This is a genomic window from Microbacterium sp. SLBN-111 (genome assembly GCF_049739645.1).
Classification (GTDB): domain Bacteria; phylum Actinomycetota; class Actinomycetes; order Actinomycetales; family Microbacteriaceae; genus Microbacterium.
On the sequence record NZ_JBMGQH010000001.1, the window covers coordinates 1,618,484 to 1,643,113 of the forward strand.

Annotated in this window: 24 protein-coding genes; 10 read left to right on the forward strand and 14 right to left on the reverse strand. The window is 70.9% G+C overall.

Annotation, left to right across the window (positions count from 1 at the left end):
• Positions 1-27: 27 nt before the first annotated feature.
• Positions 28-1,242: a hypothetical protein gene (locus RKD05_RS07620; protein ID WP_424709133.1), complete on the reverse strand. Its 1,215-nt coding sequence runs from the start codon at positions 1,240-1,242 to the stop codon at positions 28-30.
• A 56-nt stretch (positions 1,243-1,298) separates the two neighbouring features.
• On the opposite strand from RKD05_RS07620, the gene pyrE reads away from it, so the two are divergent.
• Complete coding sequence (gene pyrE, locus RKD05_RS07625; RefSeq protein WP_022878174.1) at positions 1,299-1,877, forward strand: orotate phosphoribosyltransferase; 579 nt, start codon at positions 1,299-1,301, stop codon at positions 1,875-1,877.
• Positions 1,878-1,898: 21 nt separating this feature from the next.
• On the opposite strand, the gene RKD05_RS07630 is transcribed toward pyrE, so the two are convergent.
• The 4 genes from RKD05_RS07630 to RKD05_RS07645 form a co-directional block, all read right to left on the reverse strand.
• Positions 1,899-2,039: a hypothetical protein gene (locus RKD05_RS07630; protein WP_424709134.1), complete on the reverse strand. Its 141-nt coding sequence runs from the start codon at positions 2,037-2,039 to the stop codon at positions 1,899-1,901.
• A 12-nt stretch (positions 2,040-2,051) separates the two neighbouring features.
• Positions 2,052-2,627 carry a YdeI/OmpD-associated family protein gene (locus RKD05_RS07635; protein ID WP_424709136.1) on the reverse strand — a complete coding sequence of 192 codons (576 nt, stop codon included), beginning with the start codon at positions 2,625-2,627 and terminating at the stop codon, positions 2,052-2,054.
• 1 nt (position 2,628) lies between these two features.
• On the reverse strand, positions 2,629-3,459 hold the full coding sequence (locus tag RKD05_RS07640) for an HAD-IIA family hydrolase (RefSeq protein WP_022878171.1): 831 nt from the start codon (positions 3,457-3,459) through the stop codon (positions 2,629-2,631).
• An 84-nt stretch (positions 3,460-3,543) separates the two neighbouring features.
• A complete protein-coding gene (locus RKD05_RS07645) occupies positions 3,544-3,714 on the reverse strand; it encodes a CsbD family protein (RefSeq protein WP_022878170.1) in 171 nt (56 codons plus the stop codon).
• Positions 3,715-3,901: 187 nt separating this feature from the next.
• Between RKD05_RS07645 and RKD05_RS07650 the strand changes: the two genes are divergently transcribed.
• Positions 3,902-4,849 carry an SDR family NAD(P)-dependent oxidoreductase gene (locus RKD05_RS07650; protein WP_424709137.1) on the forward strand — a complete coding sequence of 316 codons (948 nt, stop codon included), beginning with the start codon at positions 3,902-3,904 and terminating at the stop codon, positions 4,847-4,849.
• Positions 4,850-5,023: 174 nt separating this feature from the next.
• On the opposite strand, the gene RKD05_RS07655 is transcribed toward RKD05_RS07650, so the two are convergent.
• Both RKD05_RS07655 and RKD05_RS07660 read right to left on the reverse strand, forming a co-directional pair.
• The gene (locus RKD05_RS07655; protein ID WP_424709139.1) at positions 5,024-5,659 is read right to left on the reverse strand and encodes a metal-dependent transcriptional regulator; all 636 of its coding nucleotides are present in this window, start codon (positions 5,657-5,659) and stop codon (positions 5,024-5,026) included.
• Positions 5,660-5,668: 9 nt separating this feature from the next.
• Positions 5,669-6,946: an Nramp family divalent metal transporter gene (locus RKD05_RS07660; protein WP_424709141.1), complete on the reverse strand. Its 1,278-nt coding sequence runs from the start codon at positions 6,944-6,946 to the stop codon at positions 5,669-5,671.
• An 87-nt stretch (positions 6,947-7,033) separates the two neighbouring features.
• On the opposite strand from RKD05_RS07660, the gene RKD05_RS07665 reads away from it, so the two are divergent.
• Positions 7,034-7,684: a TrmH family RNA methyltransferase gene (locus tag RKD05_RS07665; RefSeq protein WP_424709143.1), complete on the forward strand. Its 651-nt coding sequence runs from the start codon at positions 7,034-7,036 to the stop codon at positions 7,682-7,684.
• 97 nt (positions 7,685-7,781) lie between these two features.
• Positions 7,782-8,831 carry a hypothetical protein gene (locus RKD05_RS07670; RefSeq protein ID WP_424709145.1) on the forward strand — a complete coding sequence of 350 codons (1,050 nt, stop codon included), beginning with the start codon at positions 7,782-7,784 and terminating at the stop codon, positions 8,829-8,831.
• On the opposite strand, the gene RKD05_RS07675 is transcribed toward RKD05_RS07670, so the two are convergent.
• Positions 8,812-9,156: a hypothetical protein gene (locus RKD05_RS07675; protein ID WP_424709146.1), complete on the reverse strand. Its 345-nt coding sequence runs from the start codon at positions 9,154-9,156 to the stop codon at positions 8,812-8,814. The genes RKD05_RS07670 and RKD05_RS07675 overlap by 20 nt on opposite strands.
• 410 nt (positions 9,157-9,566) lie before the next feature.
• On the opposite strand from RKD05_RS07675, the gene RKD05_RS07680 reads away from it, so the two are divergent.
• From RKD05_RS07680 to RKD05_RS07690, 3 genes are all read left to right on the forward strand, one after another.
• On the forward strand, positions 9,567-12,083 hold the full coding sequence (locus RKD05_RS07680; protein ID WP_424709147.1) for a SpaA isopeptide-forming pilin-related protein: 2,517 nt from the start codon (positions 9,567-9,569) through the stop codon (positions 12,081-12,083).
• A gap of 73 nt (positions 12,084-12,156) precedes the next feature.
• Positions 12,157-13,566: a SpaH/EbpB family LPXTG-anchored major pilin gene (locus RKD05_RS07685; RefSeq protein ID WP_424709148.1), complete on the forward strand. Its 1,410-nt coding sequence runs from the start codon at positions 12,157-12,159 to the stop codon at positions 13,564-13,566.
• A 74-nt stretch (positions 13,567-13,640) separates the two neighbouring features.
• Complete coding sequence (locus RKD05_RS07690; protein ID WP_424709150.1) at positions 13,641-14,540, forward strand: class C sortase; 900 nt, start codon at positions 13,641-13,643, stop codon at positions 14,538-14,540.
• Between the two features lie 16 nt (positions 14,541-14,556).
• Here RKD05_RS07690 and RKD05_RS07695 read toward each other — a convergent pair whose 3' ends face one another.
• Positions 14,557-15,090, reverse strand: a complete 534-nt coding sequence (locus RKD05_RS07695) for a hypothetical protein (RefSeq protein WP_424709152.1) — start codon at positions 15,088-15,090, stop codon at positions 14,557-14,559.
• Between the two features lie 42 nt (positions 15,091-15,132).
• Positions 15,133-16,461, reverse strand: a complete 1,329-nt coding sequence (locus RKD05_RS07700) for an MATE family efflux transporter (protein ID WP_424709153.1) — start codon at positions 16,459-16,461, stop codon at positions 15,133-15,135.
• A 73-nt stretch (positions 16,462-16,534) separates the two neighbouring features.
• Between RKD05_RS07700 and RKD05_RS07705 the strand changes: the two genes are divergently transcribed.
• Positions 16,535-18,508 carry a M13 family metallopeptidase gene (locus RKD05_RS07705; RefSeq protein ID WP_424709155.1) on the forward strand — a complete coding sequence of 658 codons (1,974 nt, stop codon included), beginning with the start codon at positions 16,535-16,537 and terminating at the stop codon, positions 18,506-18,508.
• Between the two features lie 48 nt (positions 18,509-18,556).
• A complete protein-coding gene (locus RKD05_RS07710) occupies positions 18,557-19,519 on the forward strand; it encodes a serine hydrolase (RefSeq protein WP_424709157.1) in 963 nt (320 codons plus the stop codon).
• A 20-nt stretch (positions 19,520-19,539) separates the two neighbouring features.
• Here RKD05_RS07710 and RKD05_RS07715 read toward each other — a convergent pair whose 3' ends face one another.
• The 4 genes from RKD05_RS07715 to RKD05_RS07730 all read right to left on the reverse strand — a co-directional run bounded on the left by RKD05_RS07715 (position 19,540) and on the right by RKD05_RS07730 (position 23,219).
• On the reverse strand, positions 19,540-19,782 hold the full coding sequence (locus RKD05_RS07715; protein WP_424709158.1) for a glutaredoxin family protein: 243 nt from the start codon (positions 19,780-19,782) through the stop codon (positions 19,540-19,542).
• Entirely contained in the window at positions 19,779-20,549 is a 771-nt protein-coding gene (locus RKD05_RS07720) for an SDR family NAD(P)-dependent oxidoreductase (protein ID WP_424709159.1), read from the reverse strand. Before RKD05_RS07720 ends, RKD05_RS07715 begins: the two co-directional genes overlap by 4 nt.
• 61 nt (positions 20,550-20,610) lie before the next feature.
• Complete coding sequence (locus RKD05_RS07725) at positions 20,611-22,269, reverse strand: flavin-containing monooxygenase (protein ID WP_424709161.1); 1,659 nt, start codon at positions 22,267-22,269, stop codon at positions 20,611-20,613.
• Positions 22,270-22,295: 26 nt separating this feature from the next.
• Positions 22,296-23,219 carry an alpha/beta hydrolase fold domain-containing protein gene (locus tag RKD05_RS07730; RefSeq protein ID WP_424709162.1) on the reverse strand — a complete coding sequence of 308 codons (924 nt, stop codon included), beginning with the start codon at positions 23,217-23,219 and terminating at the stop codon, positions 22,296-22,298.
• Between the two features lie 250 nt (positions 23,220-23,469).
• Between RKD05_RS07730 and RKD05_RS07735 the strand changes: the two genes are divergently transcribed.
• Entirely contained in the window at positions 23,470-24,630 is a 1,161-nt protein-coding gene (locus RKD05_RS07735) for an ABC transporter substrate-binding protein (protein ID WP_022878156.1), read from the forward strand.

Sequence of the window (24,630 nt, forward strand, 5' to 3'; positions counted from 1 at the left end):
GACGTCCGCGTGCAGGTGATGACGACTTCACGTGGCGGCGAACGCCAGTCCGGTCGCGACGGCCGCCATGACGAGAGCGCACACCATGTACCCGATCCTGTGCCCACGCGGTCGCTCGCGCGCGACACCGGCCACGAAGGCGATGACCGCCCACGACGTCGCCATGACGGCGAGCGTGCCCGCCGCGATCGGGTGAGCAGATGCCGGGAGGAGGCTGATCCCGACCGCCCCCACAGGCAGGACCAGGAGGGGGGCGAACCACCACCGTAGCCGTGGCGGAATATCGGGGGCGACCGGCGGAACCGGGCTCGGAAGTGTCGCTCCGACGCGACGGAGAACGTCGGCGAGGTCGCCGCTGCCGGGGTCTATCGACCACGCCGCTCCTGAGAGTGTCAACGTCCGCTCGATCACGTTCGTCGACGGTCTGCGCAGAATCATAGTCGCGAAGGCGTCGCGTTCTGCGGGGGTCGTGACGCCGTCCTCCGTGCATCCCCATCGTCCGGCATCAGCGGGTCGTCCATTCCGGCGTGCGTCGGTGACGAGGGCGGCACGCACCGAGGCGTCGTCCGTCGTCCGGGCCAGAGACTGGAGCATCACCCGACCTTCGTCGGGACGCTCGTCGAGGAGGGTGAGGGCGCGCTCGATGGTGAACCGTCGAGCGGCCGCCCGCTCGTCCTTCGACCGCTTCCGGAACGCGGGGACGAGAGCGATCGCGCCTGCCAGACCGAACAGACCCGGGACGAGGACGTCAAGGAGCGACTCATCCACCGAGCCGGCGATGAGCGCCTGCCCGACGAACCGCACCGCTGCGATGAACATCGCCCCGATCCCACCCACGACGAGAGCCGCGCCGCCGCACCCCACCGCGAACGACGGGGCGTCGGGTTTCGGCCCGCTGTCCACGTGCGCGGGCGGAACCAGGTCCGCGAGCTCGGGGGGAACGGGCTCGCGCCATCCGAGTTCGAGATACCGACGAACGAAGCCTCCGCCGTCAGCGTTGGCGAGGAGGAACCACCGCAACCGTGCGACCTCGTGCGGCTTCGCCCACCCGGGGAAGACGAGGCCCCAGCGCCCGGCTTGCGCGGGGTCGCCGAGACGTCGGTAGTGCTCGGCGAGCGTCCGACGCAGTTCCGGATGGCTGGGGGCGCGCCATTTGGCTTCCGTCCGCGCGGCACGCACCTCGGCCGTGCTCCCCTCGCCGCTGAGCCGCTGGATCAGCGCGTCGAGCTTCTTCTTCCTCACCCGGCGAGTATCCCGTGTCGGCGGGCCGCCCCGGTGACCCCCATAGAATCGACGCCGTGACCACCGCCTCCACGCCCGAGCTCGAAGCCGACCGTCAGGCCCTCATCGGCCTCATCAACGCCGAGGCGGTGTTCCACGGCGACTTCACCCTCTCGAGCGGCAAGAAGGCGACGTACTACGTCGACATGCGCAAGCTCACGCTCGACCACCGAGCCGCCCCCGCGATCGGTCGTCTCGTCCTCGACCTCGTGAAGGACCTCGACGGTGTCGTCGCCGTCGGCGGGCTCACGCTGGGCGCCGACCCGATCGCCAACGCCGTGATGCACGAGTCGGTGCACGCGGGTCGCCCGCTCGACGCGTTCGTCGTGCGCAAGGAGCCCAAGGACCACGGCCGCGGTCGCCAGATCGAGGGTGCCGACGTCGCGGGCAAGCGCGTCGTCGTCGTCGAGGACACCTCGACGACCGGGCAGTCCGCCCTCAAGGCCGTCGAGGCCCTGCGCCGCGAGGGCGCCGAGGTCGTCGCCGTCGCCGTGATCGTCGACCGCAAGACGGGCGCTCAGGCCGCGATCGAGGCCGAGGGCCTGCAGTGGCTGGCATCCATCGACCTCGACGACCTGGGCCTCGCCCCGCAGTAGTCGGCCGCGGCGCCTCGGGGATCACTCCCCGCCGTCGCCCGGACCGTCGAACGGGTCGCGGTGGTCGCCCTTCCGCGAGCGGCGCCACTGCACGATGAACGCGACGAGCGTGCCGGCGGTGATGACGAAGGCCGTGAGGAGCCAGAGCGTGCGGTCGTCCATGGGGTCTCCTGATCAGGCGGGGCGTTTGCCCGCGGCGGCGTCGGCGACGATCCTGGCGATCCGCGCCTCGCGGGTCTGCGGCCGTACGGCCATCGCGATCTGCGTCAGGCCGAACTTGCGGGCCGAGGGCGGGAAAGCGTCCCAGTTCGCCCGTGCGGCGGGCACCGCGTCGAGCGCGGCTGTCAGCTCGGGTGGCTCGATGCCGGCCTCGGGCCCGTCGAGGATCTCCCACGCGCCGTTCGCGCGGGCGACCTCGAGCGCGCGGATACCCGCGGGCCGCAGACGTCCCTCGGCCTCGAGTCGGGCGATGCGGGCCTTGTTCGTCGCCGCCCAGCCGCTCCGGGGCTGACGCGGCGCGAACCAGAGGCCCGAGCTCAGCTCGTCGAACACGCGCACCGGACCGTCGATCCACCCGAAGCACAGCGCCTCGCAGATCGCCTCTTCGTACTCGACGTAGCGGCCGGCGTCGGCTCCGCGACCGCGGAGCAGCCACGCGCCCTTTGACACGGTGTGGTTCTCGTCGAGCCAGCGGCCCCACTCGGCGGCGTCGACCGCCGCGACCTTCACCCCGTCGTCGAGCGCGCCCACGTCACAGGCCTTCGGCCAGGCCCTCTTCGCCGTCGGCGAGGTCGGTCTCGACCGGCTCGGCGCGGACGAGGTCGGCGACGGATGCCAGGATCTCGTCGGGCCGGAACGGGTACTTCTCGATCTCGTTCTGGTCGCTGATCCCCGTCATCACGAGCACGGTGTGCAGCCCCGCCTCGATGCCGGCCACGATGTCGGTGTCCATGCGGTCGCCGATCATGCCGGTGTTCTCGGAGTGCGCGCCGATGCGGTTGAGGGCGGACCGGAACATCATCGGGTTCGGCTTGCCCACGATGTACGGCTCTTTGCCGGTCGCTTTCGTGATGAGCGCGGCGATCGCCCCGGTCGCGGGCAGCACGCCCTCGGTCGAGGGACCCGTGGCATCCGGGTTCGTGGCGATGAAACGGGCACCGTCGCGAATGAAGCGGATGGCCTTCGTGATCGCCTCGAACGAGTAGTTGCGCGTCTCGCCGACCACGACGTAGTCGGGCGCGGTCTCGGTCATGATGAAGCCCGCCTCGTGCAGCGCGGTGGTGAGCCCGGCCTCGCCGATGACGAAGGCGGAGCCGCCGGGCATCTGCGACCGCAGGAAATCGGCGGTGGCCAGGGCGGAGGTCCAGATCGAGGACTCGGGCACGACGAGGCCCGACGACCGCAGCCGCGCACTCAGATCGCGCGGCGTGAAGATCGAGTTGTTGGTGAGGACGAGGAACGGCGTACCCTCGGCGCGCCACTGCGCGAGCAGTTCGGACGCGCCCGGCACGGGGGTGTTCTCATGGACGAGCACGCCGTCCATGTCGGTGAGCCAGCACTCGATGTCGCCCCGGGTTCGCATGGCCCCAGCCTAACGCGGGGGGCCGACAGAGCCAGAGGGAAGAGGACGGGGCGCCGACCCGGAGTCGGCGCCCCGCGGGGACGCTTACTTGAACGTGTCCTTCACGTCCTCGGTGGCCTTCTTCGCCTCGGCCTTGACCTGGTCGGCCTTGCCCTCCGCGACGAGCTTGTCGTTGTCGGTGGCGTTGCCGATGGCTTCCTTCGCCTTGCCCACGATGTCCTGAGCGGCGTTCTTGATCTTGTCGTCGAGACCCATGATCGGTTCCTTCCCTAAGTGACGTCGTCGCGCCGGGTGGTGGCCGCGGCGGAGCCGGTGTGCTCACTCCTCAGACGCGTCGACTCGGCCATTCGTCACGCGATCGAGCGAAAAAGTTCACGAGATCGGTATTCCGCATGCGGAATGCACCCGTGACGGGGCGGAGCGATCTCGTTAGGGTCGAAGGGTGGCGCGCGACGAGTGGGACCCCCGGAACCTTCCCGACCTCACGGGCCGCGCGTACCTCGTCACCGGGGCGACCCGCGGACTCGGCTACTTCTCGTGCGAGCAGCTGGCCGGTGCGGGCGCGCACGTGCTGCTGACGGGCCGCAACCCGAACCGGCTCGTGCTCGCGAAGGAGGCCGTGCGTCGGACGCATCCGGATGCCTCGATCGAGACGCTCCTCCTCGACACCAGCAACCTCGGGTCGGTGCGCGCCGCCGCGGCGACGGTCCGCGCCCGGGGTCGACTCGACGGCCTCCTGATGAACGCGGGGATCGTGCACCCGCCCAAGACTCGGGAGCTGGCCGGCGGGCACGAGAAGGTCTTCGCGACGAACGTGCTCGGACACTTCGCGCTCGCCGGTGAGCTGCTGACCCCGCTGGCCGCGGCGCGCGGGCGCATGGTGTGGGTCGGCAGCATGGCGACGTCGCTGTGGAAGCATCTGCCGACGGACCCCGACCTCGTCGAGGGGTACACGCCCTGGCGGGCGTACGTGCAGTCCAAGGCGGCCACGACGATGCTGGCCCTCGAGGCCGACCGCCGCCTGAAGGCGCACAGCGTTCCGGTCGAGAGCCTGGTCGCCCACCCCGGCTACTCCACGAGTGGCCGGACCCGTGGCATCCGCGGGGTGAACGAACCGACGCGCCTCACGCGGTTCGTCGACAATCTCCAGGCCGCGTTCACGCAGGGGAAGGACGAGGGGGCGTGGGCTCTCGTCCGCGCCCTGACCGACCCGCACGCCGAGGGCGGCTCGATGTACGGACCCGCGCAGCTCGCGCGGGGCCTTCCGCGCAGGGCGACCCCCGCGCGCCTCACGCGCGACAGCGGGCTCAGCGCCGACCTGTGGCGCGCGTGCGAGACCGCGACGCACGTCCGCTGGCCGTTCGAGCGCGTGCGCCGCGTGGCATCCTGAATCCGGTTCTTCGGCTGAGACGGCGTCGCGCGCGGTGACGATCGGAGGGCGTGGGACGGCGGGAGGATCCGCCGCGCCGGATCGGGCCTCCCGCCGTCCCACGCCCTCCGCCCGTCACGGGCGCGCCGCGCGCGTCTCCCATGCCCTCCGCCCATCACGGGCGCTCCTGTCGCGTCAGCGCGTGAGCCAGACCGAGGCGCCGGCGCCCTCGGGCAGCGCCACCTCGACGCCGTCCGCGCGCACGGTATCGGGCGACACGACCTCGACCTCGTGGCCCACGTCGATCCGCCGTGCCACGAGCGCCCGGAGCAGCTCGGGGTCGCGATCGCTGACCCGCAGCACCCGCCCCGAGTGGCCGGATGCCGCGTCCTGCAGCAGCACGAAGGGTTCGCGGTGCACCGCGCCGGTGGCATCCGGGATCGCGTCTCCGTGCGGGTCGAACCGGGGTCGCCCGAGCCGCTCGTCGATGCCCTCGAGGAGCCGGTCGCTGAGCGAGTGCTCCAGGATCTCGGCTTCGTCGTGCACCTCGTCCCACGAGTAGTGGAACTCGCGCACGAGCCACGTCTCGATGAGGCGGTGCCGACGGATCACCGACGCCGCGCGCCGCGAGCCCGCGGGCGTCAGCGACACGGGACCGTACGGCCGGTGGCTCACGAGCCCCTGCGCCGCGAGCTTCTTCACCATCTCGGTGACGCTGGAGGGGGCGAGGCTCAGCACCCCGGCCAGCTGCGAGGGCGTGATCGGGTCGTCCTGCCACTCGGTGTGGTGGTAGATGGCCTTGAGATAGTCGTCGGCCACGGGCGAGTCCACGCGCTCAGCCTAACCGCCGCTGAACACCAGCCACAGGAGGACGGCGTTCAGCGCGACGAGGAACACCGAGGCCACCACGCCCGCGGCGGTCGTGAGGGGGCGGTTGCGATGGACGCCGAGGAGGTCGCGTCGGGAGGTCAGCACCACGAGCGGGATGAGCGCGAAGGGGATGCCGAACGACAGCACGACCTGGCTGAGGACGAGGGCCACCGTCGGGTCGATGCCGAGCCCGAGGATCGCGAGCGCGGGGACCAGCGTCACCAGGCGCCGCGCGAGCAGCGGGACGCGGATGCGCAGGAGCCCGTGCATGATCTCGGCGCCGGCGTACGCGCCGACGGACGTGGATGCCAGCCCGCTCGCGAGCAGCCCGACGGCGAACAGCGTCGCGACCAGCGGGCCGAGCCCGTCGTGGAGAGCGGCGTAGGCGCCCTCCAGGCTGTCGGTGCCGTCGACGCCGGTGAGGTTGGCTGCGGCGAGCAGCAGGATCGCGAGGTTCACCGTGCCGGCCACGGCGAGGGCGATCGTCACGTCCCACCGGGTCGCGCGCAGCAGGCGCGGCGTCGAGACACCGCGAGCCGCCTCGAGATCGGCGGCGGCGGTCGGTTCGGAGGGAGCGAAACGATCGCGGCTCAGCGCCGAGTGGGCGTAGATCGCGTGCGGCATGATCGTCGCGCCCAGGATGGAGGCCGCGAGCAGGACCGACGTCGCCCCGTCGAACCGCGGCACGAGTCCGCCGACGACACCGACGGGATCGGGCGGCGCGAAGAACAGCCCCGCGGTGAAGCCCACAGCGATGATCACCAGCAGCCCGATGACGACGGTCTCGAACGTGCGGGCGCCGCGGCGCGACTGCACGAGCAGCAGCGCGATCGACACCACGCCCGTGATCGCCCCGCCCCACAGCAGCGGGATGCCGAACAGCAGATTCAGCGCGACGGCACCACCGATGACCTCGGCGACGTCGGTGGCCATCGCGACGAGCTCGGCCTGCAGCCAGTACGCCCGACGGACCCACGGGCGGTGGATGCGACGCCCGAGCAGCTGCGGGAGACTCTCGCCTGTGACGATGCCGAGCTTCGCCGACAGGTACTGGATCAGCCACGCCATGACGTTGCCGAGCACCACCACCCACACGAGCAGGTAGCCGAACACGGCCCCGGCCGTCATGTTGCTCGCGACGTTCCCCGGGTCGAGATACGCCACGCCCGCGACCATCGCGGGCCCGAGGAGCCATGCCGCGCGGCGCGTGGCGCGGCGCGGGGGCGCGGCATCCAGAGTTTTCGGCATCCCGAAAGATTAGCGAGATTTCGGGATGCCGAAAAGTACTGTTGCTCGATTCGACGGCGCGCGCGGGGCGGCGGATAGCCTGGAGCGGTGACCCACCACGACGCGACCCCGGTGCCGGACGACGCGACGCCGGTGGTGCTCCCGGGGGTCGGGCCGTGGCCCGGCGGACCCGACGCGTGGCCGGACGACCCGCGCTACGACCGCGAGCTGCTCGCCGAGGGCGACCGCCGCAACGTCGTCGACGCGTACCGGTATTGGACGATGGATGCCATCGTCGCCGACCTCGACGCGCGTCGGCATCCGTTCCACGTGGCGATCGAGAACTGGCAGCACGACCTCAACATCGGGTCGATCGTCCGCAGCGCGAACGCCTTCCTCGCCGCCGAGGTGCACATCATCGGCAAGCGGCGCTGGAACCGTCGAGGCGCCATGGTCACCGACCGATACCAGCACGTGCGGCACCACGAGGACGTCGCCGCGTTCGTCGGCTGGGCGCGCGACGCCGGACTTCCGGTTCTGGCGATCGACAACGTCGACGGCTCCGTCCCCGTCGACCGCGCGGACGTGCCCAAGGCGTGCGTACTGCTGTTCGGTCAGGAGGGGCCGGGGCTGTCGCCCGAAGCGCTCGCCGCGGCCACCGGCGTGATCGAGATCACGCAGTACGGGTCGACGCGGTCGATCAACGCGGCCTCGGCGGCCGCCGTCGTCATGTACGAGTGGTGTCGCCGCTGGGCATGAGAGCTTTCTCATCTGCGATCCGCCGAAATTCACGTCCGGGTGTCGCAGACTACCGATGCTGTTCGTACTCGCCCCCCGACGGATGGATCCCCTCGCCATGTCCGATTCCCCTCTGGAGACCGCGCCGGTCTCCGGCCTCGACCGCCGCTCGCTCCTGAAGGGGAGTGCGTGGGCCGTGCCCGTGATCGCCGTGGCGGTGGCCGCCCCGTCGGCGAGTGCGAGCACCACGACGAACCTCGCCCTGCTCTCCCCGCAGTTCGGCAGCGGTGTGCCCCTTTTCACTCCGGCGCTCACCCAGCGTTACGTCGCCAGCGAGCCGGTGGGCGTCGTCGTCGGCAGCACGACCGGGCAGACCTACACGGGGCCGGTGATCCTCCGCCTGGAGGTCGATCGACGACTCTGGGACGTGACCGGCTTCACCTACGACACGCGCGACGGCCAGGGAGACCGCGATGCGGCCTTCAGCGGCCCGGTGCTCACGGGGGACCGTGCCGTCTACAGCGCGACCTTCGCCGCGACGGTCGTCGCGAACGCCGACCCGTACACGGGCATCCTCGTCCGTCCACAGCTGACGTTCCTCGGGGACTATCCGAACGACACACTCGAGCCCGCCGATGCGGTGAGCACGTGGACTCTCGTCGAGCCGTCGGACACGACCGCGTCCGACAACGTCTACGTCAACGGCCCCGGCACCCCCGAGGATGCCTCGCCGTTCGGCGCGACGGTGACGGCGGACTTCGAAGAGGTGGCGTCGGGTGGCGGGTCCGCCTATCGGCCCACGGGAGCGACCGTCACGTCGGTGGGGCCGAATCCGACCGCCGTGGGCGATGTCGTCCGGCTGAGTTTCGACGTGGCGCTCGGCGACACGGTCTCGCCGACGAACGTCGCTCTCAACGGCACCCCCGCGCCCGGACTCCTCGCCGAGCAGAACAACTCCGCGTCGGGTGACTTCCGCTCGGTCGTCTTCTCGCTCACGGCGCCACTGGCGTCCGGCGATGTCGTGACGTTCGGCCTCGCGTACTCGGGAGGAACGGGGAACACGCCGCTGGGCACGTTCTCGTCGCAGATCGGCTACGCCGCAACCGTCGCCAACGACCCCGACCAGCGCGCCGTGTCGCAGAGCTACGTCAACGGCCCCGCGAGCTGATTGAGCCCGACTCGGCGCCGCGGTCGAGGGAGCCGGTGCGCGGCGCCGAGTCACCCCGGAGCGGACACTCGTCCACGAGGGGCCTGCCATGCACTCGGCCGGCCCGCACGAGCAGCAGCGCCCCGGCGTACAGTACGGCGGCGCTGAACACCACGGAGAGGCCCAGCACCGCGCCGGAGTACGGTCTCTCGCGGTACACGTACGTCGAAGACGCCGCATCCCACACCTGGTACTCCACGAAGTAGTAGCCGCCCGCGCAGAAGATGGCCATCGCCAGAATCAGCGCGGCGACCACGATCACGACTGCCGCCACATGCCCCCGCATGCGCTCAGAATAGGGAATCCGGCGTGTCGCGTGTGTAAAGAATGCGCGAACTCGGGTTCCGCGCGCTCGGGTTCGGGTCGAGCCGGGTCGGTCCGACGTCCCGCATCGGTCTTGTGCGGACTCGTCGAAAGCGGGTGAAGAACGCGGGCACCGCGGCTGGGATCGTGCCCATCCCGGGGGTTCGACGCGCCGAGCCGTCTTAGCATCCCAGGACGCGTAGGGGCGGATGACGCAACAGTCAGGCGTTCTCGGGTCATGGGCCGGGTGCGTGCGCGCACGTGCTCGGTCTCCGGCATCCCGTTCCTCTCGGTCCGATCCTGAACTGAGACGAACCAATGAAACATTCGTGGTCACCCGACCGTCGGCCCTTCGGGATCCGCGCGGCGCGCGTCCGGGCGGCGCGCATCCGGGTGTCACGCGTCCGTGCGGGGGTGGCCGTGATTCTCGGCGCGCTCCTGGTCGGGGCGGCGTCGCCCGCCGCGATCGCGGCATCCGAGAACCCTGAGCCGGCGGTGTCGGCGTCCGCGAATCCGGAGCCGGCGGTGTCGGCGAGTCCCGAGCCCGAGCCGACGCCCCGATCGACGGAGACCACGGTGCCGGCGTCGGCCGACGCGGGGCCGACGCCGGACGCCTCCTCGACCGACACAGAACCGGCGCCCGGGCTGCGCTCCCTGGCGGCCGCCGCCGCGACGCCCGCTCCGCAGTGCCGCACCGGGTACGCGTACGCCGTCCTCTCGACCGGTGAGGTGAAGCAGATCGCTCCGGGGGCGAGCACGAGTTCTCCGCCCGTGGTGACCGCGTGGAGCGACGGGTGGAAGGGCCTGACCGTCGGTGGCTCGGTCGTCAGCTCCGTGAACGGGCTGGCCGTGGACGTCAACAACGGACAGGCGATGTACGCGTACGAACGTTCGTCCCCGGATGCCGACGAGATTCGCGCCCTGCTTCGATACACACCGTCGACGGGCGTCTGGGACGTGGTCCCCGGCAGTGCCTACAAGCCAGGAGTGGATTCTCTGGTCGCGGGCGCCGTGAACCTGAGCACCGGGACGTTCATCTTCGGCGGCTTCTCCCAAGCGACCTTCCAGATCTTCCAATGGGACCCGGCCACCGGCGGGTACTCGAAGCTCGGGTACATCAAGGCGGCGACCGGCCAGACGAACGGCGATCTCGCTTTCGACCGTTTCGGCAATCTGTACATCGTCGGCAGCGCGAGCAAGACGACCATCTACACGGTCGCCGCGAGCACCCTCGCCGCGGCCGTTGCGCACCCCGGCGACAACGAGCTCCCACGGTCCGAGACGACGGCTCAGACGGCCCCGCTCACGTCGATCAACGGGCTGGCCTTCCGACCGGACGGCCGCGCCTACATCTCCAATGCGTCCACCGTGGCGCTGGTCGACCCGGCGACGTGGGCGTCGCCCGTGAGCACGGCGACGCCCGGGTCGAATACCGACCTGGCCAGCTGCGACTCGCCGACGACCTTGACCATCCTGAAGTCGGTGACCGGGCGAGTGAACCCGACCGATCAATTCACGCTGTCTCTCGTCCGCGGCCTGACGAACGTCGCGTCAGTTACCACGTCCGGCACCGCGACCGGTCTCCAGAGCCAGCAGATCGGACCCATCCCCGTCGTGAACGGCACGGGGTACGCGTTCACCGAGACGGCGGCCTCGGGAAGCCTGGCCGACTACAGCAGCAGCTACCGATGCGTCGATGACGACGGACAGCTCATCGTGGGGAGCGGCGCCGGCGCATCGATCACGATCCCGAACATCGCGAGCGACAACGTCGTCTGCACGATCACGAACGCCCCTCTGATCGCGACCGTCGCCGTGCACAAGACCGTGCAGGACATCACCGGTCAGAACCCCGCCCCGGGGAGCGGCTGGACGCTGGGGGCGGCGACCACCGCGACGACGGGCACGGCGACGATGACACCTTCGGCGACCACGCAGGTCACCCCCGCATCGGGCGACGCCGCGTGGCGGATCGCGTTCGACGCGCTCACGTCGCGGGCCACCGTGAAAGTCTCCGAGAGCGTGAAGTCGGGGTGGGACTTCGTCGCCGGGACCTGCACCGTGACCTCGTTGGACGGATCCACGCGGACGGTGACTCTGCCTGTCGCGTCCGGCGGTGACGTCACCGGTGTGGCGCCCGGGGATGCGGTGGCGTGCACGATCACGAACAAGCCGTCCTCTGGAACTCTCACTCTCCGGAAGGTCGTCGACAACACCCACGGGGGCAGCTCGACCGCCGCGGACTGGACGCTGACCGGAACCGGACCGCAGACCGTGACCGGGAAGACGGGCGCGGCCGCGATCACCGACGCCATCGTGGCGCCGGGGACCTACGCGCTCAGCGAGTCCGGCGGCCCCGCGGGCTACGCGGCTGGGGCGTGGTCGTGCGCCGGCGGGACCGTCACGGGGTCGTCCGTCGCCGTTGCCGCGCACGCCACCGTCGTCTGCACCGTCACCAACTCGAGCAAGCCCGGCGCGGTCACCTGGACCAAGACCGCGAAGGCGACCCGCGGCCTGCTGGCCGGATCCGAATGGACCCTCACCGGTCCCGGTCTGGCAGGCACCGTGGTCAAGGACTGCGCGGCCACCCCCTGCACCGGTCTCGACCAGGACCCGGCACCCGGGGCGTTCCGCCTCGAGAACCTCGCGTGGGGCAGCTACGCCGCGACCGAGACGCGCGCTCCCGTCGGGTACGTCGCCGCGGGATCCCTGGCCTTCACCGTGTCCGCCGCGACGGCCGGGACGACGCAGAACCTCGGGGCGCAGACGAACGAGCAGCAGAAGGGCCCCGCTCTCCCGCTCGCGGGCGGAACCGGCGCGGACGCGTTCGTCTGCGCCGGTGGGGTCCTCCTCGTACTGTCCGTGCTCGGCGCGCTACGCCGCGCCCGCCGCCGCACCCCACACTCCTGACCCCGCACCCGAGCCCCACACACCTACCGTCCGCCGGTCGCCGGCGACGCTGAACCAGAGAGCAGGAATCGCAATGAGCAACAGGTCGCACGTGCTTCGCCGGTTCGCCGCCGGCATCGGGATCATGGCCCTCGCCGCGGCCGGAGCGTTCGCCGCGGCACCGGCGGCGAACGCCTCGAACCCGACCGCGAGCACGTCGGACATCCAGGGCACGACCGGCACGCTGACCATCCACAAGCACGCCGGTGATCCCGGCGCCGCGGGGGATGGCACCCCGATCACGGATGCCGCGGCGATCGCCGCGCTCGGGCAGGGGCTGTCGGGGGTCCAGTTCAGCGTCCAGCGCGTGAGTTACAGCGGCACGCCGATCGATCTGACCACGGCCGCCGGTTGGGACCAGATCCAGAGCGCAACGCCCCAGAACGTGGCATCCGCTCCGTTCTCGCTGGCGGCGGGCACCGCGGCCGCCACGGACACGACCGGGCAGGCGGTCGTCTCGAACCTGCCCTACGGCCTGTATCTGGTCACCGAGACGAGCCCGGGCGCGAACGCGATCGTGTCGCCGGTGCAGCCGTTCCTCGTGTCGGTGCCGTACCCGAACCAGGGCACGTGGCTCTACGACGTGCACGTGTATCCGAAGAACAAGCTGAACACCACGACGCCGACCAAGACCGTCGCCGCTCCCGCCGCGCCCGGGCTCGGCTCGACGATCGTGTGGACGGTGAATGCGCCGATCCCGGCGCTCGCCGCGGGCGACACCTACCGCAGCTTCTCGATCACCGACACCCTCGACCCGCGCCTCACGTACGTCGGAGTCGTCGTCCAGGTCGACGGCACGACGCTCACCGCGAACACCGACTACACCGTCGCCGGGAACACCACGATCACCTTCACCACCGCGGGGCTCGCGAAGCTGGCGGGCGCGACCGCGGTGACGGCGGCCATCACCACGACCGTGACCTCGCTCGGCGCCGACGGCGTCATCCCGAACACGGCCGTGGTGAACACGAACGGGTCCGACCGCACCACCAACACCCCGCAGACGAACTGGGGTCCGCTGAAGATCGTCAAGCAGGATGCCACGACCTCGGACACCCTCGAGGGCGCGGTGTTCGAGGTGTACGACGCCAAGAACGGCACGAAGGTCGCCGGTCCCGTCACCACCGATGTGGACGGGCAGATCTTCATCGACGGGCTGTGGGCGGGCAACGATGCGACGAAGAGCACGGACTACTGGCTCAAGGAGACCCAGGCTCCGGCCGGCTACGTGCTCCCCGCCGACCCGTGGACCCCGGTCACCGTGGTGGCCGCGGGAGAGACGTCACCGACCACCGTCACGATCGCGAACACGCAGCAGATCGGCCCGGCGCTGCCCCTCACGGGTGGCGCGGGGAGCCTGCTGTTCACCGTGATCGGCGGCGCACTCGCGCTCGCGGGCGTGGGCGCGATCATCGGCCGCCGCGTCCTCGCCCGGCGCCGCTGAGCAGCCGAGGGGGAGACGGCGATCGCCTCCCCCTCGCGGCTCCTCCGCCCGACCCGCTGAGACGGAGGCGTGACATGACCCCGAGCCCGTCGGCATCCCGAACGCCTCCGCCGGCGGCCGCCGTCGCGCGCTGGAGGATGCCGTGGGCGACCGTCGGCCTCGCGCTCACGGCCCTCGTGGGTGTCGTGCTGCTGCTCTACCCCACGATCTCGAGCTGGTGGGCGCAGTACCACCAGTCGCAGGTCATCGTGCGGGTCGAGAGCACGATCGGGGAGGCGTCGACGACGGCTCGTGCCGCGGCTCTCCGGGATGCCGCGGCGTACAACGCGGCGCTCGTGGGCGGCGCGGTCGTCGCGCCGGGTGCGCGCATCCCGCAGAGCACCGACGTTCACGCCCCCGCCGTCGACTACGGCAGCCTTCTGCGGGAGGACGCCGACGGGGTGATGGCGCGACTGCGGATCCCCGTGATCGGCGTCGACCTCCCGATCTACCACGGCACGAGCGACGAGACCCTCGCGAAGGGCGTGGGGCATCTCGAGGGCACGTCCCTCCCCGTCGGCGGGGCGGATCAGCACGCCGTGCTCACCGCGCATCGCGGACTCGCGCAGGCCACGCTCTTCGATCACCTCGACCGGGTGGCGGTGGGGGACACCTTCACCATCGAGGTGTTCGGCGAGGTCCTCACCTACCGGGTCCGCGACACGCGGGTGGTGCGCCCGGACGAGACGCAGACGCTCCTGCCGCAGGCGGGGGAGGACCTCGTCACCCTCGTCACGTGCACACCGCTGGGGGTCAACACCCACCGGATCCTCGTGACGGGCGAGCGGGTTCTGCCCACACCGGCGGCCGACCTCGCGAACGCGGGGTCGCACCCGGATGTGCCCGGCTTCCCGTGGTGGGCCCTGGTGCTGGCCGTCACGCTGTTCGCGCTCTCCGTGACGGTGTGGACGGCCGGGCGCCCAGCGCGGGCATAGGCCGCGCCGACCCGACTCAGGTGCCGGCGCGCGGGTGCACTTCGTAGGCGAACACCGCCTGTTCGGGCGCGTCCACCCGGAGGGTCGCCGGGGAGCCGGCATCCCATCGGATCGTCGTCGGCGTCGCTCCGGTCCGCCCCGGCGCGCCGCACGCGACGTCGGTGGTGGTCCCGGCGACCTCGACGGTGAGGGGCGCTCCGGTCGCGCTCTCGCACGCGACGACGACGTCCCAGGATCCGCCGACGGGCGCGAGGTCGACCGCGGCTCCGGCGGGTCCGACCTCACCGGTGCCGCGCGCGACGGCGGTGCTTCCGCCGAGGCCGTTCTCCGGCAGCGCGGTCGCCGCCCACTGCTCGAGCGCGGTCGCGTCGCTCGGCAGCGCCGCGCCGGGGGACGGTGCCGACGGGGCCAGAGACGGGGCGGATGCCGATGGCCCGGCGGAGGACGCGGACGGCGGGGTCGCGTCGGTCGAGGTGCACCCCGCGAGCACGAGCAGCGCCGGGAAGAGCAGGGCGGGGAGGGTCGCGAGGACCGGGGGGTTCGACCTCATGTCGGCACGGTACGCGCGGCGCCTGGGAGTCGCGTGGGCGTGTCAGGCGCCCGCGGTCGTCCAGGCGCGGCCGCGCACGCGCAGGCCCAGGGTGGTGGCGCGGGCCAGCAGGTAGACGCCGAAGAACGCCGCGGCGAGCCAGGCCAGGCCCGCGGCGCCGCCGCCCGCGAACAGGGCGACGAGCACGAGCGCGGGGAGGTACGGCACGAGGTTCAGCAGCCCTGCGATCGCGAGGTACTTCGCGTCGCCCGCGCCGATCAGCACGCCGTCGAGGACGAAGACGAACGAGGCGAGCGGCTGCGCGACCGCGAGCACGAGCAGGGCCGGCTGGATGAGCGCGGCGATCGCGGGATCGCCCGTGAAGACGAGCCCCAGGACTCCGGATGCCGCCGCCACGAGCGCCCCGACGGCGACCCCGAACCACAGGCCCCACGCCACCGTGCGCGACAGGACGTGTCGGGCACCCGCGACGTCGCCCGCGCCCAACGACTTACCGACGAGCGCCTGCGCCGCGATCGCCAGGGCGTCGAGGGCGAAGGCGGCGGTCGAGAAGATCGTGAAGGCGATCTGCCACCCGGCGAGTTCGGCGGATCCGAGGCCCGTGGCCACCGCCACCGTCGCGAGGAACGCGGCGCGCAGGCTGAGAGTGCGGACGAACAGCCACCCGCCGGAACGCGCGGTGCCCCGCAGACCCTCGGCCTCGGGGCGGACGGATGCCGCGTGCCGACGCGCCAGGCGGGTGGCGATCACCACATACGCGCCCACCATGCCCCACTGCGCCAGGACCGTCCCGATCGCGGAACCGGCGATGCCCCACCCGAAGCCGTAGATGAAGAGCGCGTTCAGCAGCGCGTTGACGCCGAAGCCGAGGCCGGCGATCCACAGCGGCGTCAAGGTGTCCTGCATGCCGCGGAGGAGCCCGGTGGCGGCGAACACCACGAGCATCGCGGGCAGCCCCCACATCGAGATCGACAGGTAGACGCGCGCGTTCTCGGCCACGTCGGGCGCGGCGCCGAAGACACCGACGAGGAGCGGCGTGGCCATCACCCCGACGAGCGCGAGCACCCCGCCGATCGTGAGCGCGAACCACATGCCGTCGATACCGACCGACACGGCACGACCCAGCTCACCGGCACCGTAGCGGCGGGCGACCGCGGGGGTCGTCGAGTACGCGAGGAAGACCATCAGCCCGACCACGGTCTGCAGCACCGCGCTGCCGATCCCGAGGCCCGCGAGCGGCGCGACCCCCAGGTGGCCCACCATGGCGCCGTCGACGATGAGGAACAGCGGCTCGGCGATCAGCGCGCCCAGCGCCGGCACGGCCAACCGCACGATCTGGCGGTTCAGGGTCGCCGGCGCGGGTGTGGTCACCGTTCGAGCCTACGGCCGGCCTCCGACACGACATGCTGAGCCCGCGTGGAGCGGAGGGATTTATCCTGTGTCCATGACCCAGACCCCCCACGCAGGTCTTGCGCTCGAAGAGCTCAGCGATGAGATCCGCCCGCAGGACGACCTGTTCCGGCACGTCAACGGCCGCTGGCTGGAGCGCACCGAGATCCCCGAAGACAAAGCTCGATGGGGCAGCTTCCATCTCATCGCCGAGCAGGCCGAGAAGGACGTCCGCACCATCGTGGAGGAGTCGCAGCAGGCCGAGCCGGGCAGCGAAGCCCGCAAGATCGGCGACCTGTTCGCGAGCTTCATGGACACCGCCCGCATCGAGGAGGCGGGAGCGACGCCGCTCGGCGACCAGCTCGCGCGCGTGGATGCCGTCACCGACGTGCCCGGATTCCTCCGGCTCGTCGGCGAGTTCGAGCGCGACGGCGTGAGCGGCCTGCTCACCCTGTTCGTCGAGCCCGACCCGGGCGACCCGACCCGGTACGTCCCCGTGATCTACCAGGGCGGCCTGTCGCTCCCCGACGAGAGCTACTACCGGCTCGAGAACTTCGCCGAGACCCGCACCGCCTACCGGGCGCACATCGAGCGCATCCTCGAGCTCGCCGGGGTCGCCGAGGCCGCGGCATCCGCCGATCGGGTGTTCGCGCTCGAGACCGACCTCGCCACGCACCACTGGTCGCGTGAGGACAGCCGCGACGCGGTGAAGACCTACAACCTCCGCACGTGGGACGAGATGGTCGGTCTCGCCGGTCTCGACCTCGCGCCGTGGCGCGCCGGTGTCGCGCCCGGACACGAAGACGCTTTCGCCGAGGTCGTCGTGTACCAGCCGAGCTTCGTCGAGTCGCTCGCGACGCTGCTCGTCGAGGAGCGTCTCGAGGACTGGAAGGCGTGGCTGCGGTTCGCGATCGTGCACTCCTCCGCGGCGTTCCTGTCGGAGGAGTTCGTGGCCGAGAACTTCGCGTTCTACGGCACGCAGCTCACCGGCGTCCCCGTCAACCGCGAGCGGTGGAAGCGCGGGGTGAGCCTCGTCGAGGCCGCCCTCGGTGAGGCAATCGGCAAGGTGTACGTCGAGCGGCACTTCCCGCCCGCGGCGAAGGATGCCATGGACGTGCTCGTCGCGAACCTCATCGAGGCGTACCGCGAGTCCATCGAATCCCTCGAGTGGATGACGCCCGAGACGCGTGAGCGCGCGCTCGCGAAGCTCGACGCGTTCACGCCGAAGATCGGCTACCCCGTGAAGTGGAAGGACTACTCCGCGCTCGAGATCGACGCCGCCGACCTCGTCGGGAACGTCCGCCGCGCCCACGTCTGGGAGCACGACCGCCAGCTCGCGAAGGTCGGCCAGCCGATCGACCGCGACGAGTGGTACATGACCCCGCAGACCGTCAACGCGTACTACAACCCGCTGATGAACGAGATCGTGTTCCCCGCCGCGATCCTGCAGTACCCGTTCTTCGACGCCGAGCGCGACGCCGCCGCGAACTACGGCGGCATCGGCGCCGTGATCGGGCACGAGATCGGCCACGGGTTCGACGACCAGGGCAGCCGCTTCGACGGCGACGGGTCGCTGCGCGACTGGTGGACGGATGCCGACCGCTCGGCGTTCGAGGAACGCACGAAGGCCCTCATCGCCCAGTACGAGGAACTCGTGCCCGAGGGCCTCAGCGCAGAGCACCACGTCAACGGCGCGCTCACGATCGGCGAGAACATCGGCGACCTCGGCGGCCTCGGTATCGCGATCCGCGCCTACCGGCTGTCGCTCGGCGAGGACGAGCCGGCCGACGGTCCCGTGATCGACGGATACAGCGGCATCCAGAGGCTCCTGCTCAGCTGGGCGCAGATCTGGCAGCAGAAGGGTCGGGATGCCGAGACCATCCGGCTCCTCACGATCGACCCGCACTCGCCCAACGAATTCCGCTGCAACCAGATCGTCCGCAACATCGACGCGTTCTACGACGCGTTCGACGTGACCGAGGGCGACGCCCTGTGGCTCGCCGAGGACCAGCGCGTCACCATTTGGTGAGGTTGCGTTTGTTGCTCTCCTGACCCGGAAGGAGCCACGCTCGTGGGCATGCCACCGGTTCCCGAGCCCGCCTCACCCGAACCCGCCGGAGGGCCCGTGGAGTCGTCGCGACGCGACGCCCCGGCCCTCCGCGGGTCGGCGCGCAAGGGCCCGCGGCGGCTGCCCCGGCGGGCGGCCGCCGGGCGGCGGTCGTTCACGGCGACGCTCCGGGCGCTCGACGAACTCGCGGCATCCGGAGCGAAGGTGTCGGTGCGCATCGACGACCTCGACGGCGGCTCCGCGGTGCTCGAGGGCGACGACTTCCTCACGCTGCCGGTCGCCGGCCTCGGGGTCGTGCCGCTGCTCGTCGAGGTGGCCGCGGCCATCGAGGCGGGCCGCGTCGACGCGCTCGAGATCGTCGATCGCGCGACCGTCGACTCCGCCTCGGGCGGGGGAGTGTGGCAGCACCTGAAGGCTCCCGCGCTGCCTCTGGCCGACGTCGCGGTGCTCGCCGCCTCGGCGGGGGACGCGCTCGCCGCCAACGCCCTGCTGCAGCGCGTCGGGCTGCCCGCGGTCCGGGCCCGTATCGAGGAGCTCGGGCTGCGCCGCACGGCGCTGCTCGACCGGTTCCGCGACGACCGCGGCCCCGACGACGCGCCGCACGTCGCGCTGTCCACCGCGCGCGAGATGGCGGCGGTGTTCGCGGGGCTGGTGAACTCGACGGTGGTGTCGCCGGGGGTCAGCGCCCAGGTCGCGGAATGGCTGAGTCTCAACCACGACCTGTCGCTCGTGGCATCCGCCACCGGTCTGGATCCGTTCTCGCACGAGAACGACGAGCACGGCCTGCTGTTCGTCAACAAGACGGGACGCTCGAACGGCGTGCGCGCCGAAGCGGGCGTGCTCGGGGGCCCGCGCGCCGGCGTCGCGTTCGCGATGATCGTGAACTTCGACGACCTCTCGATCGCTCACCGGCTGCGCGCGCACGACGCCTTCCGCGTGCTCGGAGTGGAGCTGATGGAGTACGTGTTCTGACCCGGCGCCCCGGTGCTGGGTCAGCTCGCCGCGAGCGCGGCGCGGACCTCGTCGTCGGACGGCTCGACGAGGACGGCGCCGTCGGGGAGCACGACCACCGGCACCTTCGTGCTGCCGCCGATCTCGGCGGCGCGGGCGGCGTCCTCCGCCGACGCCTCGACGTCGACGAACGTGTACTCCGCGCCTACGTCTCGCAGCAGCGCGCGGGTGCGGAGCGTGTCGACGCACTCCTGCTTCCCGTAGACCACGATCTCGGCGCTCATCGGGCGGTGTACCCGCCGTCGACCGGCAGCGTCACGCCGGTAATCCAGTCCGCTTCGTCGGAGGCCAGGAACAGCACCGCGTAGGCGACGTCGATCGGGCGGCCGAGTCGGCGGATCGACTGGTGTGCGGTCATCATCTCCTCGTACGCCGGCATCCCGCCGGGGTACTCGGCGGCGATGCCCTCGACGAGCGGGGTGAGCACGGTCGACGGGTTCACCGCGTTGACGCGGATCCGATGCCGGCCGTAGCTGGCGGCATCCTGTTTCGTCTGCATGTTCACGGCGCCCTTGGCGACGTGGTACGGCGTGAATTCGTCGTTGCCGAGGATCCCGTAGATCGAGGAGAAGTTGACGATCGCGCCCTTCCCCGCCTCGAGGAAGTGCGGGACGGCGGCCTTGGTCGCGAAGAAGACGCCCTTCACGTCGACCGCGAACACGGCATCCCACTCCCGCTCCGTGACCTCGTGCGTGGGCTTGTCGACGCCGATGATCCCGGCGCAGTTGATCAGCACGTCGAGTCCGCCGAACGCCGCGGCGGCACCGTCGACCGCGGCGCGCACGTCGGACTCGTCCGTCACGTCGGCGCGCGTGAACAGCGCCTCGCCCCCCGATTCCCGGATGCCGGCGGCCACCGCCTCGCCGGCCTCGGGCTGCGCATCCAGGAGCGCGACACGCGCCCCCTCCGCGGCGAAGAGCTCGGCCGTCGCGCGGCCCATTCCGGAGGCGGCGCCGGTGATCACCGCGCGCTTGCCCTGCAGTCGTGCCATGGGGATTCCTTTCGTGACGGCGGGGACGCGCGCGGTGCGCGTCCCCGCCGGAGGGGTCGGATCAGGCGTCGACGGGCTGCTTGGCGCCCGTGCGGTGGAGGAGCGACGCGTAGCCGGATTCCTCGAGCTCGCGGCAATAGCGCTGGTACACCTGCCCGCCGCCCATGTAGACCTGGAACTCCTCGGGCTTGCCGGGGATGTTCTCTCCGAGGAACCAGGCCTTGGCCTTCTTGCCCTCGGTGTACATGACGGTCTGGCGGCCGGTCTTCTCGGTCTCCTCGCGCCACCAGTCCTCGGATTCGGGCGTCGCCTCGAAGTACTCGATGCCGTTCTCCTCGGCCCACTTCAGCGCCCGCTGCAGCCACTGGGCCCCGAGCTGGATCGGAACGATGAGGTTCGAGTACGGCGTCTGCGGCCCGAGCGACATGAAGAAGTTCGGGAAGCCGTTCGCATTGATGCCGAGGTTCGACTTGAGTCCGTCCTCCGCCCACTTCTCGCGCAGCGTGCGACCTCCGCGGCCCACGATGTCGATGTGAGTGAGCGTGCCGGTCATGGCGTCGAAGCCGGTGGCGAAGATCAGCACGTCGAGCTCGTACTCGGTGTCGCCGACCTTCACGCCCTTCTCCGTGATGGCTGTGATCGGCGTCTCGGCGGTGTCGATCAGGTGGACGTGATCGTGGTTGAACGCGGCGTAGTAGCCGTGACCGGTCGGCACGCGCTTTCCGTTGAACGAGTAGGTGCGTGGCGACAGCAGCTCCGCGGTCTCGGGGTCCTTCACGATCTCGGCGATCTTCGTACGGATGAACTCGGATGCCAGCTCGCTGGCCTCGTGGTTCGTCGCGAGGTCGTTGAAGCACTCGTTCGCGAAGTGGAAGCCGCCCTCGTTCCACTTGCTCTCGAAGATGCGGCGGCGCTCGTCCTCGGAGACCTCGAGCGCGCTGTGCTCGGCGGGTTCCATCGCGACGCCGAACGGGTGGTTCGCCGCCTTCTCGTAGACGAGGTCGTAGTTCTCGCGGAGCCACGCCATGTCTTCTTCCGAGACCTTGTCGTTGTTCGTCTCGACGATGAAGTTCGGCGTGCGCTGGAAGACGAAGAACTCGTCCACCTGCCCGGCGATGACGGGCACGATCTGGATGCCGGAGGCGCCGAGGCCGATGAGCCCGACGCGCTTGCCCGACAGGTCGACGCCTTCCCGCGGCCATTGGGCGGTGTGGTACTTCTCACCGCGGAACGTCTCGATACCGGGGATCTCCGGGAAGATCGGCTGCGAGAGCACACCCATGCCGCTGACCAGGTACTTCGTGGTGAGCGTGTCGCCGCCCTGGAGGTGGACCGTCCAGGTGTTGGCATCCTCGTCGTAGACGGCCGACTCCACGCGGGTGTTGAGGCGGATGTCGCGGCGGAGGTCGAGGCGGTCGGCGACGAAGTTGAGGTACGCCAGCACCTCCTCGCCGGACGGGTACCGCTCGGTCCAGGTCCACTCGTCGCGCACCTCCTTCGAGAAGGAGAACGAGTAGTACGAGTACTCGCTGTCGGTGCGCACACCGGGATAGCGGTTCACCCACCAGGTGCCGCCGATCCCGTCCTCGCCGTCGACGGCGATCGTGCGGAGGCCGATCTCGCGGAGGTGGTGCAGCATCGCCAAGCCGGAGAATCCGGCGCCGATGACGATGGCGTCGTAGTCGCGGTCGCCGGTACCGCGTGCAGGGGTGTCGCTCATGGCGGGGGTCCTTTCGGTGGAGGGGGTCATGCCGAGACGCGCGACGAGCTGGTCGTGCGCACCCATTCGGCGATTCGACGGATGGAGGTGTCGGCGGGGGCGTGCCGCCCCGCCTGGAGGGGCCAGACGTGCTGTTCGCCCGAGACGGTCTCGAACGTCACGTCGACGCCGAAGCCGGCGGCGCGCTCGGCCAGACGCACGGCGTCGGCGTACAGGGACTCGGCGTCGCTGGCGGTGATGAACAGCGGCGGGAACCCGGTGAAGTCCGCGTACAGCGGGTTCACGAGCGGGTCGGTGGGAGAGGCGCCGCCGGAGAGGTAGCGGTCGATGTTCCCCTGCAACCCCTCGCGGGCGATCAGGAAGTCGGTCGCGTCGTTGGTCTCGATCGTCTCGCCCGAGTTCTCCATGTCGACCCACGGCGAGATCGTCGCGACCCGCCCGGGGAGCGCCGCGCCGCGCTGCAGACGCCGCAGGACGGTCGCGATCGCGATGCTCGCGCCGGCGCTGTCGCCGACCGGCGTGATGGCCTCGGCGGCGTAGCCGTCGGCGAGGAGCGCGTCGATCACGGCATCCGCGTCGTCCAGCTGCGCGGGGTACGGGTGCTCGGGGGCGAGACGGAAGTCGGCGACGAACGCGGACGAGCGTGCGGCCTTGGCGAGGTGTCCGGCCATCTTGCGGTGGCTGGCCGACGAACCGAGCGCGAAACCGCCACCGTGCAGCACGAGCAGGATGCGATCGCGGTCGGCCTCCAACGGAGTGACCAGGATGCCGGGGACGCCGCCGATGCTCGTCGAACGGTACGTCACGTCCTCCGGTTCGGCCGTCGCGCGCTGCCAGTCCTCGAACACCCATCGAAGGACGGGGAGCGACATGTCGGGGGCGGCGGTGAACTCGACGGTCCACTCGGCGTAGATCTCCCCCAGGGGGTCGGTGGGCCTGTTCTCGGCCATTCGCGGATCCTCCTCATCGTGGATTCCAGGTCGTTCGGGGCATCGGAGCGCCCCGGTGACCCCAGGATGAACCGCCCTCCGGCCGTCGCGACGGGGTGTCGCAGAATGAGTCACCCGCGTCTCACCGTGACGCGATCAGCCCCCCGCCCGCCGCCGCAGACTGCTGGACACCACCACATCCATGCCGGCATCCACAGCGGGGGACCCACCCCTCCGGCCGGCTCTCAATGACGAGAAAGTTGGCACGCACATGCGACACAGCACCGCGCTCCGAGCGGCAGCGGTCTTCGCCGCCGTCGGGGCACTCCTGCTCACCTCGGCCTGTTCCACCGGGTCGCTGTCCTCGGCCGGCTCCGGCGGCGACGCGACCACCGGCGCCACCGACAGCCAGGTCACCACCGGCACGGTCGGCGTCCAGGGCGACATCCAGGACATCTCGAACTTCTGCGGCGACAAGGACATCACCGTCGCCCTCGCCGACGGCTTCGGCGGCAACTCCTGGCGCAAGATCACCCGGGCCATCTTCGAGGCCGAGGCGGCCAAGTGCCCGAACATCAAGAAGGTCCTCTACACCGACGCCCAGGGCGACACCCAGAAGGCGATCAGCGACATCAATTCGCTCGTCGCGCAGGGCGTGAACGTCATCGTCACGTTCGTCGACGGGGGTGAGGCGCTGCTCCCCACCATCCAGAAGGCGACCGCGGCGGGCGTCAAGGTCGTGCCCTTCGTCGGGTCGCCCGGCGGGACGCCCGGCAAGGACTACGTCGATTTCGTGTCCGAGGACATCACCACCTACGGCAAGAACCTCGCCGACTGGACCATCAAGACCATGGGCGGCAAGGGCAACCTCGTCATGCTCGGCGGTATCGCCGGCAACTCGTACTCGCAGGGCGTCTACGAAGGCGTCCTCGAGGCCGTCAAGGCGAACCCCGGGGTGACGCTGCTCAACACCGACGGTCCGGTCGCCACCGACTGGGAGCCGGGCAAGACGCAGCAGGTCGTGGCCGGTCTCATCACGAAGTACGGCGACATCAACGGCATCGTCGCCGACTACGGCGGCGGCTCGGTCGGTGGCATCCGTGCCTTCGAGGCCGCCGGCAAGCCGTTCCCGGTGTGGTCCGCGAACGACAGCAACGAGTTCGCGTGCCTCTGGTACGAGTACAAGGACACGCAGCCGACGTACCAGATCGCGACCGAATCCTCGCGCAACTGGATCGTCACCGTCGCCCTGCACAAGGCACTCGCCGCGGCCAACGGGCTGCCGAACGACGAGCCGTCCACCTACAACCTCGAGATCATCGAGGACTCCACGGACTCGTCGAAGCAGCCCAAGTGCGAGAGCAGCCTGCCCGCCGACGCGATCCTCTCCTCCGGCCTGTCGGTCGACCAGCTGAAGCAGCTGTTCCAGTGA